Annotated in this window: 13 protein-coding genes; 6 read left to right on the top strand and 7 right to left on the bottom strand. The window is 74.7% G+C overall.

All coding sequences use genetic code 11. From position 1 onward, the window contains the following. Positions 1-16: 16 nt before the first annotated feature. The 3 genes from EV376_RS06740 to mqnE are packed head-to-tail and all read right to left on the bottom strand — an operon-like array spanning position 17 to position 1,934. Complete coding sequence (locus EV376_RS06740; protein ID WP_130321266.1) at positions 17-280, bottom strand: DUF4229 domain-containing protein; 264 nt, start codon at positions 278-280, stop codon at positions 17-19. A 38-nt stretch (positions 281-318) separates the two neighbouring features. After that, positions 319-741 carry a hypothetical protein gene (locus EV376_RS06735; RefSeq protein ID WP_130321265.1) on the bottom strand — a complete coding sequence of 141 codons (423 nt, stop codon included), beginning with the start codon at positions 739-741 and terminating at the stop codon, positions 319-321. Positions 742-764: 23 nt separating this feature from the next. Further along, positions 765-1,934, bottom strand: coding sequence for an aminofutalosine synthase MqnE (gene mqnE, locus EV376_RS06730; RefSeq protein ID WP_130321264.1), 1,170 nt, complete (start codon positions 1,932-1,934; stop codon positions 765-767). 240 nt (positions 1,935-2,174) lie between these two features. On the opposite strand from mqnE, the gene EV376_RS06725 reads away from it, so the two are divergent. From EV376_RS06725 to EV376_RS06710, 4 genes are all read left to right on the top strand, one after another. Then, positions 2,175-3,740 (top strand): C40 family peptidase, encoded by a 1,566-nt coding sequence (locus tag EV376_RS06725; RefSeq protein WP_130321263.1) that lies wholly within the window; start codon positions 2,175-2,177, stop codon positions 3,738-3,740. A gap of 120 nt (positions 3,741-3,860) precedes the next feature. Continuing rightward, positions 3,861-5,402: a hypothetical protein gene (locus EV376_RS30750; protein ID WP_486482544.1), complete on the top strand. Its 1,542-nt coding sequence runs from the start codon at positions 3,861-3,863 to the stop codon at positions 5,400-5,402. A 177-nt stretch (positions 5,403-5,579) separates the two neighbouring features. Further along, positions 5,580-7,163 carry a DEAD/DEAH box helicase gene (locus EV376_RS06715; protein WP_486482543.1) on the top strand — a complete coding sequence of 528 codons (1,584 nt, stop codon included), beginning with the start codon at positions 5,580-5,582 and terminating at the stop codon, positions 7,161-7,163. Between the two features lie 150 nt (positions 7,164-7,313). Beyond that, positions 7,314-7,943, top strand: coding sequence for a putative glycolipid-binding domain-containing protein (locus tag EV376_RS06710; RefSeq protein WP_486482542.1), 630 nt, complete (start codon positions 7,314-7,316; stop codon positions 7,941-7,943). 76 nt (positions 7,944-8,019) lie between these two features. Here EV376_RS06710 and cds1 read toward each other — a convergent pair whose 3' ends face one another. The 3 genes from cds1 to EV376_RS06695 form a co-directional block, all read right to left on the bottom strand. Continuing rightward, entirely contained in the window at positions 8,020-9,111 is a 1,092-nt protein-coding gene (gene cds1, locus EV376_RS06705; protein ID WP_130321262.1) for an L-cysteine desulfhydrase Cds1, read from the bottom strand. Positions 9,112-9,133: 22 nt separating this feature from the next. Then, positions 9,134-10,033 (bottom strand): SDR family oxidoreductase, encoded by a 900-nt coding sequence (locus EV376_RS06700; protein WP_130321261.1) that lies wholly within the window; start codon positions 10,031-10,033, stop codon positions 9,134-9,136. A gap of 309 nt (positions 10,034-10,342) precedes the next feature. Next, positions 10,343-10,801, bottom strand: a complete 459-nt coding sequence (locus EV376_RS06695) for an Lrp/AsnC family transcriptional regulator (RefSeq protein ID WP_130321260.1) — start codon at positions 10,799-10,801, stop codon at positions 10,343-10,345. A 268-nt stretch (positions 10,802-11,069) separates the two neighbouring features. Here EV376_RS06695 and EV376_RS06690 point away from each other — a divergent pair, with 268 nt between their 5' ends. Further along, a complete protein-coding gene (locus EV376_RS06690) occupies positions 11,070-11,336 on the top strand; it encodes a BldC family transcriptional regulator (protein WP_130321259.1) in 267 nt (88 codons plus the stop codon). A 25-nt stretch (positions 11,337-11,361) separates the two neighbouring features. Here the strand turns inward: EV376_RS06690 and EV376_RS06685 are convergent, their stop codons facing one another. Further along, on the bottom strand, positions 11,362-11,991 hold the full coding sequence (locus EV376_RS06685; protein ID WP_130321258.1) for a UbiX family flavin prenyltransferase: 630 nt from the start codon (positions 11,989-11,991) through the stop codon (positions 11,362-11,364). 174 nt (positions 11,992-12,165) lie between these two features. Between EV376_RS06685 and EV376_RS06680 the strand changes: the two genes are divergently transcribed. Continuing rightward, positions 12,166-13,173: an isoprenoid biosynthesis enzyme family protein gene (locus tag EV376_RS06680; protein ID WP_486482541.1), complete on the top strand. Its 1,008-nt coding sequence runs from the start codon at positions 12,166-12,168 to the stop codon at positions 13,171-13,173. The last annotated feature ends 12 nt before the right edge of the window (positions 13,174-13,185 follow it).

Here is a 13,185-nt window from a genome sequence, read left to right as displayed (position 1 = left end):
GCGCGCGCCCTCCCGGTCAGGACTTCCCCGGGTCCTCGTCCTCGCCGGCCAGGGCGGAGCGCAGCCGCTCCTTCTCGGTCCGGCGGCGCTCGGCGGCCGCCGCCATCTCCTCGGCCATCTCGTCCCGCCAGGGGCGCAGCAGGAAGAACGAGGCGGCCGCCGAGAAGACGAGGGCCACCAGCAGCTTGAGGAACAGGTTCAGCTCGACGAACCAGAGGGCCGCCAGCACGACGGCGAACAGCCCGATCCGGCCCAGCGTGTACTTGACCGCCGCGCTCATCTGCGTACTCCGTTCTCCGCCGCCGGCCGGCGACGGTCTCAGCCCGTCCGCCGGGCGAGCCACCGCACGCCGTGGAACCACACCACCGCGTACGCCAGGGTGAAGGTCGCCGCGCCCAGCCCGCCCGACACCAACGGCGGCAGGCCGGCCGCCAGCCCGGCCATCACCAGCCCGGCGGTCAGCGCCACCGCGGCGCCGACCAGGGCCGCCACCACGCGTGCGGCGCCGAACTCCCAGGCGCGGAAGTCGTCCCAGTAGAGCCAGACCGGCAGGATCACCGCCAACCACCCGTTGGCCCGGCCGAACCCGCCGGCGCCGAACGTGGCGAACCCCCAGTCGAAGAGCACCACGGCCAGCACCCCGATGACGAGGCCGGCCAGGCTCACCCCGAGCAGGTCGCCCAGGGTCGCGATGCGGCCCTCGGCGTCGCGCCGGGGAAAGCCGCTCTGCTGGTCGGTCATGGTCCTACGAGGGTACGTGCCGGTCAGGCCCAGACCTGCTGCGGCTCGGCCCGCCGCTGCGCCAGCGTCGGCGCGGCGTCGTACTCGCGCACCACCTCGTAGCGGGTGTTGCGCTCGACCGGGCGGAAGCCCGCGTCCCAGATCAGGTTCAGCAGGTCCTCGCGGTGCATGGTGCTGGGCGTGCCGTACGAGTCCGCATCGTGGGTGATCTTGTATTCGACGACGGAGCCATCCAGGTCGTCCACGCCGAAGTTGAGCGAGAGCTGGGCCACCGAGAGCCCGTGCATCACCCAGAAGCACTTCACATGCGGGACGTTGTCGAAGAGCAGCCGGGACACCGCGAACGTCTTCAGCGACTCCGCCGGGGAGGCCATCGTGGTACGCGCCTGGATCCGGTTGCGGACCTTGCCGTCCGCCGAGTCGACGAAGTCGTGCTGGTAGCGCAGCGGGATGAAGACCACGAAGCCGCCCGTCTCGTCCTGCAGCTCGCGCAGGCGCAGCACGTGGTCGACGCGGTGCCGGGGCTCCTCGATGTGGCCGTAGAGCATCGTCGCCGGGGTCTTCATGCCCTTGCTGTGGGCCAGCGCGTGGATCCGCGACCAGTCCTCCCAGTGGCAGGCGTGGTCGACGATGTGCTGCCGCACCTCCCAGTCGAAGATCTCCGCGCCACCACCGGTCAGCGACTCCAGGCCCGCGTCCATCAGCTCGTCGAGGATCTCGTCGGCGCTCAGGCCGCTGATCTTCTCGAACCACTGCACCTCGGTCGCGGTGAAGCACTTGAGCTTCACGTTCGGCAGGGCCGCCTTCAGCTCCCGCAGCACCTTGGGGTAGTAGCGCCAGGGCAGGGTCGGGTGCAGGCCGTTGACGATGTGCAGCTCGGTGAGCTGCTCGTCCTCCATCTCCTTGGCCTTGCGGACCGCCTCGTCGATGCGCATCGTGTACGCGTCCTTCTCGCCCGGCTTGCGCTGGAAGGAGCAGTACGCACAGCTCGCGCTGCACACGTTGGTCAGGTTGAGGTGCCGGTTGACGTTGAACATCACCCGGTCACCGTTCAGCTCCGTCCGGCGGTGGTGCGCGAGCCGCCCCAGCCAGGTCAGGTCGTCGCTCTCGTAGAGGGCGATCCCGTCCTCCCGGGTCAGCCGCTCGCCGGCGTACACCTTCGCTTCGAGCTCACGCTTGAGTCCGGCGTCCATGTCCAGCCCCGTCCCTTCCACCTGCGGTCCCGGTCGAGCCTACGTCGGCCGGCCGGCCCACCGTCAGCGCGGTCGGCGGGCAGCGACACACTTCACCGGACTCTCAGCCAGCCGTTACCACGCCACGCATCGACATCGTTGCCCACGTGCGGTAAGACAGGGTGGGGCGCGACAGACACCACTGGTAGCGTCCTGACGCCGCGCGCACGAGGCGCGGTGCCGACGCCGGACGGGAGCGGAATGCCTTACAGCGGCCACGGACGACGACAGGCTCGGCGGAATCCGGCGATCTCGCCGGTGCTGCGCCCAGTGCTCTGGTCGGCCCTGCTCGGCGCCGTCGCCGCCGCCGTTCTGAGCGCACCCGCGTACGCCGACCCGCCGCTGCCCGGCACCGTGCCCGACTCGGGCGCCCGGCCGGTGGTCTCCGGGGCGTTCACCCTGCCCGGCGGCGTGCCGCTCACACCGACCCCCGGCGCCGGCACGCCCGTCACCAGTCTCGTCAACGGGCCGCTCGCCGCGCAGATCTACGCCGCCGAAGCGCGGACCGGCCAGCTCGGCGACGAACTGCTCCTGCTGCGGCAGCAGCGGACGGAGGCGGAGGCGCAGCTCGCCGCCGCCGAGCGCGACCTGGCCCTGGCCCGGGACGCGCTGGCCCGGGCACAGGAGCGGGCCGACACCGCCGTCGCCGACGCGATCAAGGCCGCCGCCGCGCTGCCGCCCGGCGAGTTCGCGACCGACCTGCACGACCTCAGCCAGCTGTCCCGGATCGCCCGCGGCGAGGAGGTCGAGGGCGGCGACACCACCGCCGCGACCCGGGAACTCAACCGGGCCCGCACCGGAGAACAGGCCGCCCAGCAGGCGCTGACGGCGGCGCAGACCCGGGTGCGGTTCGCGAGCACCGCGTACACGGCCGGCGAGCAGGCGCTGCGCGCCGAGGAGGCGAAGCTCGCCAAGCTGCGCCGGGACAACGCCGCCCAACTCCTCGAGCTGGAACGCCAGCAGGAGGCGGCCGAGCAGGCGCTCGGCGCCGCGTACATCGCCAACGAGACGGCGAACGGGCTCGCCGCGCACCCCACCGCCCGGAAGGCGGTCGCGTACGCGAAGGCCCAGCTCGGGGACCCGTACCTGTGGGCGGCCGAAGGGCCGGACCGGTTCGACTGCTCGGGCCTGATCTGGGCCGCGTACCGGTCGGCCGGTTACCACGACCTGCCCCGGGTCTCCCGTGACCAGTACTACGCGACCCGCCACCGCACCGTGGCCCGCACCGCCCTGCTCCCCGGCGACCTGCTCTTCTTCGCCTCCGGATCGAGCTGGACGAGCATCCACCACATCGGCATGTACGTGGGCGGCGGCAAGATGATCCACGCCCCGAGCACCGGCGACGTGGTCAAGATCTCGACGGTGCGCTGGTCCCGCCTCTACGCCGCCACCCGGGTCGTCGGGGCGGTCCCCGCGCCGACGACCTCCCCCACCCCGAGCACCACGCCCAAGCCGAGCACCTCGCCGACGCCGACGCCGACGGCGCCGATCACCCCGACGCCGACGCCGTCGGCCACGACCTCACCGACCACATCGCCGTCGCCGACCCCGACCGGGACGACCTCCCCGTCGCCGTCGCCGACCGGCAGCACGCCCGCCCCCGAGACGAGCGCGCCGTCCACCACCGAGCCGTCCAGCCCCACCGCCGAGCCCTCGGCGCCGTCGCCCAGCACGACCACCAGCCGCGCTGTGCCCACCACGGCCGCGAGCAGCCTGGGGCCCTCGGCCAGCGCCTCGGCCAGCGCCTCGGCCAGCGCCGACAGCTGAGCCGTACCGGCCGGCGGCCACTCCGGCTGTGCCACCGGCCCGGAATGTGGCACGGTGAGACTCAGGCACGCCCGGTCCGGCGGCAAGGATCCGGGTGCGAGCGTGGCGCGGAGGGCGAGCATGGCCGAGCAGAAAGTCCCGGTGGATCCGTCCGCCCCCGAGCTCGACGGCACGCCCGGCGAGCCGGCGGGTGAGGCCCCGACGTCCGCGCCGCCCGCCGGACCGGCTCCTGCGGACGCCGACGCCAAGCGGCCCGGGTCCGCGTCCTCCGTGCCCACCCGGGCCCGGGCGAGCGTCGCCACCGCGGTCGCGCCGCCGTCGGCCGGGGCGGTCCCGCCGGCCCCCGGCACCACCACGTACCGGGCCACCGGCTCCGCCGCCTTGCAGTCCCCGGCCGCCGTTCCCGGTCAGCGTGGCGGCGACGCCGGGGCGGAGGACGCACCGGAGACGACGGCTCCGGCCGGCGGGGCGACCGGCCCGGCGGAGTCCTCGGCCGGTGAGCCGGCGCAGCCCTCGGCCGGCAGCGAGCCGGCGGACGCCTCGCCCGAGGTCACGGGTGCGGCCCGGGCCAGCGCGCCGGTGCCCGGCGCGAGCCGGGTGTCGGTGGCCGAGGCGGCGGCCATCCGCTCGGTGACCGGGGAGGCCCGGATCTACCGGGCCGGCCCGAACCCGGAGCCGCCCGAGCCGGCACAGCCACCGGAGCCGGCGCAGCCACCCAAGCCCTCCGTCCCGGATCCGGAGCCCGCGCCGACCCCGGTCCCGCCTGTGCCCGGGCCGAAACCGCCCTCGCCGAGCCCTCCCGTTCCGGGCCCGACGCCGCCCACCCCCGGGCCGTACCCGCCGGGGCCCGTCCCGCCTCGGCCGACGCCTCCCGGCCCGGTTCCGCCCGGCCCACCGGCGCCGCCGCCCGGCCCGCCGGTCCCGCCGCCACCACCACCGCCCGGCCCGACCCCGGCACCCCCGTTCCCGCCGCCACCAGCCACGTCGGGTGGGTCAGCCGAGCCGCACCGGCTCACCGGTCGGGCCGCCGTTCCGGCTCCGGTCCCCGGCCCCCGCGCGGCCGCATCGGTGTCCGCGCCGCCCGCGGCCGCGCCACCGGTCTCCGCTCCGCCGGCCGCCGGGCCACCTGCGCCACCGGTCTCCGCCCCGCCCGGCCAGGCCGGTGCCCGCGCCGCCGCCCCGGTCTCCGCCCCGCCCGGCCCGCCCACCCCGCCGGTCGTCGTGCCGGAGCCGGCGCTGCCAGCCTGGCCGCCACCGGCGAGTCCGGCCAGCCGGCGGGAACCGGCTTCCGCGCCGGCCGCGCCCGCCGGCGGTAACCCGGCCCAACCGGCGGGCGGCGCCGATCCCTGGCGGCCCGCGGGCGGCGGTCACCCCGACCGGTACGAGGGCGACCTGAGCGGGCTCTACGGCGGCGCCACGGACGGGCCGGGCTTCTCCACGGTGGCCTTCCCGGCCAGTTCGCTCGAGACGTCGGGCTCGCTGACCGGGCACATCCTCGCCCAGGGCTGGACGGAGACGCCGGCCGAGGAACGGTCCAGCAACGCCCGCGTGCTGGTCGTCCTCGCCGCGTCGCTGGGCCTGCTGGTCGCGATCAGTGTGCTGGTCGTACTGCTGGCCAATGACGCCCTGGACGGGCTGGTCGGCAACCTGCTGAGCGGGTGAGCCCGCCCACTGCGCGGCGGCGACGGCGTGGCGAGCCGGGTCGGTCGCCGTACACTGGTGGAGATCACTGACCCGGCGCGCCCTCGCGTGCGCCCCTTGGGCGGTCTTGCGGGCGATCCGGCGGCATTCTGCCGCGGCGGGCCATCGCGAAGATGCGCCCCGCTCGAAAGGCATTTCTTGACCACCTCGCACGACCCTGGCACGCCCACGTCCGCCGCCGACACCATGCTCGACTTCGCCGCCCTCGGGCTGCCCCAGCCCCTGGTCCGGGCGCTGGCCCGGCAGGGCATCACCACCCCGTTCGAGATCCAGCGCGCCACCGTGCCGGACGCGCTCGCCGGCCGGGACGTGCTCGGTCGCGGTCAGACCGGCTCCGGCAAGACGCTGGCGTTCGGCCTGCCGCTCCTGGCCCGGCTCGCCGACGGGGAGCGGGCCCGGCCCCGGCACCCGCGCGCGCTCATCCTGGTGCCCACCCGGGAACTCGCCATGCAGGTCAACGACGCCCTGTTCCCGCTCGGCCGCGCGGTCGGCGTGTTCGTCAAGACCGCCGTCGGCGGCGTGCCGTACGACCGGCAGATCGACGCCCTCCGCCGCGGTGTGGAGGTCGTGGTGGCCACGCCGGGGCGGCTCGGCGACCTCATCGACCGTGGCGTCTGCAACCTCGACGACGTCGAGGTGACCGTGCTGGACGAGGCGGACCAGATGGCCGACATGGGTTTCCTGCCCGAGGTCACCGAGCTGCTGGCGAAGACCCCGGCCGGTGCGCAGCGCCTACTCTTCTCGGCCACCTTGGACGGTGACGTCGACGCGCTGGTCAAGCGGTTCATGACCGATCCCGTCACCCACTCCACCGCCCCGCCGACCGCGGCGGTCTCCACGATGGACCACCACCTGCTGCTGATCCCGCCGCACGACAAGTTCCCGGTCGCCGCGTCCATCGCGGCGCGGGAGGGGCGGACGATGGTGTTCGCCCGCACCCAGCTCGGCGTGGACCGGCTGGTGCAGCAGCTGGCGGCGGTCGGCGTACGCGCCGGCGGCCTGCACGGCGGCAAGACCCAGCGGATGCGCACCCGCACCCTCGCCGAGTTCCGGGAGGGCCGGATGAACGTCCTGGTCGCCACCGACGTGGCGGCCCGGGGCATCCACGTCGACGGCGTCTCGCTGGTGCTGCACGTCGACCCGCCGAAGGACCCGAAGGACTACCTGCACCGGGCCGGACGCACCGCGCGGGCCGGCGAGTCCGGCGCCGTGGCGACCCTCGTCCTTCCCAAGCAGCGCCGCAGCACGCTGGCCATGCTGGAGAAGGCCGGCGTCGAGCCGGCCCAGACCCGGGTCCGGGCCGGCGACCCGGCCCTGGCCGAGCTGATCGGGGCCCGGGAGCCGAGCGGCGTCCCGGTCCGGGACGAGCCCGAGCCCCGCCGCCACACCGACCGGCCGGCCGGTCCGCGCCGCTTCGGCGACCGGCCCGGGCGCGGCGAGCCCGGGCGGTTCAGCGGGCGCGGCGACCACCGGCGGTTCGGCGCGGAGCCCGGTCGGTTCGGCGAGCGCCGGGAGCCCGGGCGGTTCGGCGAGCGCGGGCAGTTCGGTGAGCCCGGCGAGTCTCGGCGTGCCGGTGAGCGGTCCGACGACCGGCGGTTCGGCGAGCGGGGCGAGCACCGCCGGTTCGGCGAGCGCCGCCACCCGGGCCGGCCGGCCGACGGTCGCTCCGAGCGGCGCTCGGGTGACCGGCGCCTCGGCGGGCGGCCGGCCGGCACGTACTGACCGATCGGTTCGGCTGAGCGGCCACCGCGTCGGCGCGGCGGGTCGCTCAGCCGTATCCGAGCACGCCCGGTGGCGCGTCTAGGCCGGAGGCCGACGGCCCGGCCCGACGACTGCGCTGCCCGCGCCGGGTGTTTCGCGTAGCGTCGGTTCATGCCGACCATGCCGAAGTCGTACCTGTGGACCCGGACGGACACGGCCGGCGCCGAGCACGCCCTCGTCGACGACGGGCGGGGCCTGACGGCGCGGGGCACCCAACTCGCCGTCGACCCGGTCCCCTACACCTGCCGTTATCAGCTCACCACCGACCCGGAATGGGTCACCACCGGGCTGGTGGTCGAGGCGGAGGGTTCGGGCTGGCTGCGCAGCGTACGCCTGGAACGGGCGGTCGACCGGTGGCGGGTGACGACCGCCGAGCAGGGTGACCTGGACGCGGCGCTGGCCGCCGCCGGTCACCCGCCGGCCGGCCTGCCGGGTACCGACGACCCGGACCGCCTCTTCGATGCCCGGGACGTCGACCTGGGCGGGTCGGCGCTGTTCAACACCCTGCCGGTACGCCGGCTCGGGTTGACCGGCGCGCCCGCCGGGACCGGGCACACCGTGCCGGTGGCCTGGGTGCTGGTGCCGAGCCTGGTGGTGGTCGCCGCCGAACAGGTCTACACGGCGCTGGGTCCGGGGCGGGTGGGCTTCGCCAGCGACTCGTTCACCGCCGAGCTGGACCTGGACGACGACGGGTACGTGCTGCGCTACCCCGGGCTCGCCCAGCGGGCCGACGCCGGCTGAGGCAGGGCCGGCCCGCTGGAGCCCGGCCGGTTGCGGCCCGGCCGGTTGCGGCGTGGCCCGGCCGGTAACGGCGCGGTCAGCCCGGCCAGGCGCCGGTGGCGAGGAAGCGCTCGACGGTCGCCAGGTGCGGGGCCAGGTCCAGGCCCTGGGCGGTCACCCAGTCGTCGGCGTAGTAGGTGTCGGCGTACCGGTCGCCGGCGTCACAGATCAGGGTGACCACCGACCCGTTCCGCCCGTCGGCGAGCAGTTCGGCGATCAGCCCGAACGCGCCCCAGAGGTTGGTGCCGGTCGAGCCGCCGACCCGCCGGCCGAGCACCGCGGAGCCGGCCCGCATGGCGGCCAGCGAGGCGGCGTCGGGCACCTGGACCATCCGGTCCACCACCGACGGCAGGAAGGACGCCTCCACGGTCGGCCGGCCGATGCCCTCGATCCGGGAGCCGCGGCCGGTGCGTACCGACCAGTCGGCGGCCTGCCAGGCCGGGTAGAACGCCGAGTTCTCCGGGTCCACCACGCAGAGCTTGGTGGGCAGCCGGCGGTAGCGGGCGTACCGGCCGATGGTGGCGCTGGTGCCGCCGGTGCCGGCGCCGACCACGATCCACGCCGGCACCGGGTGCCGCTCCAGGGCCAGCTGGGAGAAGATCGACTCGGCGATGTTGTTGTTGCCCCGCCAGTCGGTGGCCCGCTCGGCGTACGTGAACTGGTCCATGAAATGGCCGCCGGTGTCCTCGGCCAGCCAGCGCGCCTCGACCACGACCTTCGCCGGGTCGTCCACGAGGTGGCACCGGCCGCCCTGGAACTCGATCTTCGCGATCTTCTCGGGCGAGGTGGAGGCGGGCATCACCGCGATGAACGGCAGGCCGAGCATCCGGGCGAAGTACGCCTCGGAGACCGCCGTCGACCCGGACGACGCCTCGACGATCGTGGTGTCGGGTCCGATCCAGCCGTTGCAGAGCCCGTACAGGAACAGCGAACGGGCCAGCCGGTGCTTCAGGGAACCGGTCGGGTGCACCGACTCGTCCTTGAGGTACAGGTCGATGCCCCACTCCCTGGGCAGCGGGAACGGCAGCAGGTGGGTGTCGGCGGACCGGTTGGCGTCCGCCTCCACGGCGGCGATCGCCTCGGTCACCCACCGCCGGCCTGCCTCGTCGCACCGGTCCAGTTGAGTCACGCCGGAAACCTAGCAAGCCTGGTCAGCGCGGCCCGGCCCCGGTCCGGCGACGCTGCCGTCGCTGACCGGCCCGGCCCATCGCCATCACCAGCGGCAGCAGCCGCAGCGACAGGCCGGGCAGCGCGTCGAGCAGGCGGACCTGCGCGCCGCGCCAGCGCGGGACGGCGACCACCGGTCGCGGCCGCCGGGCCAACCGGGCGGCCCGCCGGGCCACCCGCTCGGGCGTGAGCAGCTTCCCGGTGAAGGAGGCGGCGGCCGCGGGGTCGTCCAGCCGGTCGTGCAGCATCGGCGTCCAGATCCCGTCCGGGCAGAGGCATGACACGTGTACGTCCCGGTGCCCGGCCAGCCGCAGGTCGGCGAGCGTGCCGATGCTGAACGCCACGAGAGCGTGCTTGCTGGCCGCGTACACGGTCTCGCCCGGGGCCGCGACCAGGCCGGCGAGCGAGACGACGTTGAGCACGTGCCCGTACCCCTGGGCACGCATGACGGCCAGGGCGGCGAGCGTGCCGTTCATCGCCCCGAGGGCGTTCACCTCGACCACCCGGCGCCGGGTGGCCGGGTCGTGCTCCCAGGAGGCACCGGTGACCAGGATGCCGGCGTTGTTGACCCAGAGCCCGAGCCCGCCGCCGCGTCCCGCCGGTTCCGCTGTCCCGGGCGTGCCCGCCGGCCCCGGGCCGGCCGCGGCCGCCTCGGCGGCGACCTCGGCGCAGGCCGCCTCGTCCCGGACGTCGAGCACCCGGGACCACCCGCCCAGCGGCGCCGCGGCGGCGGCCACCGCATCGGCGTCGAGGTCGGTGAGGAGCACCCGCCAGCCGTCGGCGTGCAGGGCCGCGGCGATCGCCTGCCCGAGGCCACCGGCGGCCCCGGTCACGACGGCGGTGCCGGGGGTGGCGCCGCAGGGCCGGGCCGTCCGGTTGGTCATCGGCGCAGGCTACTACCGCCGTTGGGCGGGCGCCAGAGCCAGGATGAGGGTGACGGACGGTAGCCGGGGATGAGACTTGACGGTGAGTGAGCAGCCCACCAGGGAACAACCACCGCTCACGCCCCTTTGCTCTGCTTACCTGTACGCACCACCGACCTGAGCAGGGCTTTGCCTGCGCCCCCACGGCGGTTGCCCGGCACAGGCAAGCACGGTCCGTGACTGTCGCGTATTGGTAAGCAGAGCAAAGGCGGCGAAATGGCGGGTGCACCACCGCCACGAGGTTGCGCTGAGCGACCGGGCGAGGGGCGCTCAGGCGGGCGGTGAGGTCACGGGCTGGGGGCGGTTCTCCCACTTTGTCGACAGGGCGATGCTGGTCCGGGTGGAGGCGACGCCCGGGATGCGGCTCAACCGCACGATGAGCTGCTCCAACTCGGCGATGGTGCCGACCCTCGCCTTGAGCAGGAACGACTCCACACCGGCCATGAAGTAGCAGGACTCGATCTCGGGGATGGCGCGGAACGCCTCCAGCACGTCGTCGGTGTCCGCGCCGGAGTCCTCGACGATGCCGATGAGCGCCGTCACGCCGAGCCCGATGCTCTCCGGCTCCACCTCGGCCCGGTACGCGCGGATCACACCGCTGGACTCCAGCTTCCCGACCCGCTCGTGGACGGCCGGGGCGGAGAGGCCCACCTGGCGGGCCAGCTCGGCGTACGAGAGGCGGGCGTTGCCGCGCAGCAGCTCAACGATGCTCAGGTCGATCGAGTCCACGGACTGTAGACCCTAGTCGTAACGGGGTGAGGCAGGGCGCGGCGACCCGGCCATGCTTACGAGTCGTAATTGTTCACAAACTCACCGTGAAGGGAGCCGTTCGCAGGTAACATTTCCTAACTTCCCACTCAGTGCTTTTTTCGCGTTTGGCGGACAGGCCAGGTCGCTGGTGCTGTAATTGCCATACGTCCCTCATGACGGCTCTGGGCTCGCACCGGCCGGGGGCAGTGTGTTCAGCCGGGGGCTTCGTCGATGCGAGGAGGGGGCTGTGGACACTGGAGATCGCCTGCTGACACCGGGTGAGGTCGCCGCGCTGTTTCGGGTTGATCCCAAGACTGTGACCAGGTGGGCGGCGGCGGGCCGGATAGGCAGCATCCGGACTCCAGGCGGGCACCGCCGGTTTCGGGAATCCGAGGTGCGAGCGTTGCTCGAGGGGGAGGGCATGTTGGACGAGGCGGAGGACATGGGCAAGCCGCGGAACGCGGGTCCAACCGCCTCGACCGGGTCCGGTCCGGCGAACGCCGGCATGTACTGAGGTGGTGTGCCGGCGCGCGGTTCGTTCAGTCGCGCGCCGCACCCAACTCGCCCGCCCAGCGGCGGAAGAGCGTGTGCGACACGCTCAGCACGTCCAGCACCTTGCCGGCGACGAAGTCGACCAGTTGGGCGGCGGAGGCCGCCGCTCCCGCACCGTAGAAGCCGGGGCTGGCCGGTAGCACCACCGCGCCGGCGTCGTGCAGCGCGATCAGGTGCTCCAGGTGGCTGCGGGTCACCGGGGTCTCGCGGGGCACGACGACCACCGGCCGGCGCTCCTTCAGGTTGACCTCGGCCGCCCGTTGCAGCAGATCCTTGGAGAGCCCGATGGCGATTCCGGCGCAGGCCGCCGTGCTCGCCGGGACGACCACCATGCCGCGTACCCGGTAGGAGCCGCTGCTCGGGCCGGCGGCGAGGTCGCCGGCGGCCCAGTGGCGGATGTCGGCGCCGGCGAGGTCCCGCCCCAGCCACGCGGCGAGGTCCTCGGCCCAGTGCCCGTCACGGAACGGCCGGCCCGTCTCGTCGAGGATGGTCAACCGAGCGGCCCGGGACACGATCAGGTCCACCGGTTCCCCGGCGTCGAGCAGCGCCCGCAGGACGGCGGCCGCGTACGGCGTGCCGGAGGCCCCGGAGACACCGACCACCCATGGTTCGCGCATGTCTCCAGCCTGCCTGGTCGCCGGTGTCCGCGAGCAGGCACCCCCGGTTTGTCCGGGTGGGCGATGGATGCCGCCGGACGGCCTGCATTGTCCGCCCGGGAGCGCGGGCTTCCCGCCGACCTGACATGCTGTGCCGCGAAATTACGGACGGACGGATCGTGGGCGGGAGGAATGGTGACGACCGGCGAGGTCCTCTGGTCGCTACGGGCGGAGTGCCCGATCCCGCCCCGCCTCTCGCCGTACGCCGACGGGGTGCAGCGGTGGCTCGTCGACGAGCTGCTGCCCGACCTCGACCTGCCGCTGGACGCGGCGGCCGGCCGACGGCTGGCCGCCGCCGGCGTCGCCCGGTACGCCGGCCGGCTCTACCCCGGCGCGACGGAGGCCGATCTCCGGGTCCTCGCCGCGCTCTTCACCTGGTTCTTCCTGGTCGACGACGCCTGCGACGGGCCGGAGCGGCTCACCCCGGACCAGATCCGGGCGCTGCGCACGGGCGCGCTGACGGTGCTGCACGGCGGGGCCCGCTTCCGGTCGCCCGGTCTGGACGGCGGCCTGCGCCAGCTGCTGGTCCGGGCGTGGCGGGAGCCGCGCCGCCGGATGCCGGCGCGGTGGCGGGCACGGATCGCCGAGGCGGTCGCCCACCATCTCGACGGCACCTGGCGCGAGGCCGTCGGGAAGGCCACCGGCCACCGGCCGGGCGTGGCCGAGTACGTCGAGCTGCGCCGCGCCACCTCGGCGGCGTACGTCTCGTACCCGCTGGTGGAGTTCGTGACCGGGCGCCCGCTGCCGGATCCGGTCTACCACCATCCGCTGCTGCGCCAGGTCGCCGACACGGGCAACGACCTGCTGTCCTGGTTCAACGACCTGGCCTCGTTGGAGCGCGAGGAGCCCATCGCCGTCGGGCACAACCTGGTCCTCGCGATCGCCGGCGAGCAGCGCGTGCCGGTGGCCGACGCGGTGCGGCTGGCAGCCGACCGCTGGCGCGCGTCGCTGCGCCGGTTCGTCGAGCTGCGCGCGTCCGTACCGTCGTTCGGGCCGGCGCTGGACGCGGCCGTCACGGACCATCTCGACGTGGTCGCCAACGCCGTCCGCGGCACGATCGACTGGACCCTCGAGAGCACCCGCTACGCGGGTGAGGAGGGGCCCCTTCTCAACGCCTCCGGTAGAGCAGGGGCCGCCTCTTGACGCTCCGCCGGG

This window comes from Micromonospora sp. CNZ295 (genome assembly GCF_004217535.1).
The sequence above is the reverse complement of the archived record's forward strand: the minus strand, read 5'-3'. Positions and strand labels throughout refer to the sequence as shown.

Bases quoted from the DNA above. Each gene is read 5' to 3' on its own strand.
- EV376_RS06700 (WP_130321261.1), bottom strand. From the start codon at position 10,033: ATGACCAACCGGACGGCCCGGCCCTGCGGCGCCACCCCCGGCACCGCC.
- EV376_RS06710 (WP_486482542.1), top strand. From the start codon at position 7,314: ATGCCGACCATGCCGAAGTCGTACCTGTGGACCCGGACGGACACGGCC.
- mqnE (WP_130321264.1), bottom strand. From the start codon at position 1,934: ATGGACGCCGGACTCAAGCGTGAGCTCGAAGCGAAGGTGTACGCCGGC.
- EV376_RS06735 (WP_130321265.1), bottom strand. From the start codon at position 741: ATGACCGACCAGCAGAGCGGCTTTCCCCGGCGCGACGCCGAGGGCCGC.
- EV376_RS06725 (WP_130321263.1), top strand. From the start codon at position 2,175: ATGCCTTACAGCGGCCACGGACGACGACAGGCTCGGCGGAATCCGGCG.
- EV376_RS30750 (WP_486482544.1), top strand. From the start codon at position 3,861: ATGGCCGAGCAGAAAGTCCCGGTGGATCCGTCCGCCCCCGAGCTCGAC.
- EV376_RS06740 (WP_130321266.1), bottom strand. From the start codon at position 280: ATGAGCGCGGCGGTCAAGTACACGCTGGGCCGGATCGGGCTGTTCGCC.
- EV376_RS06685 (WP_130321258.1), bottom strand. From the start codon at position 11,991: ATGCGCGAACCATGGGTGGTCGGTGTCTCCGGGGCCTCCGGCACGCCG.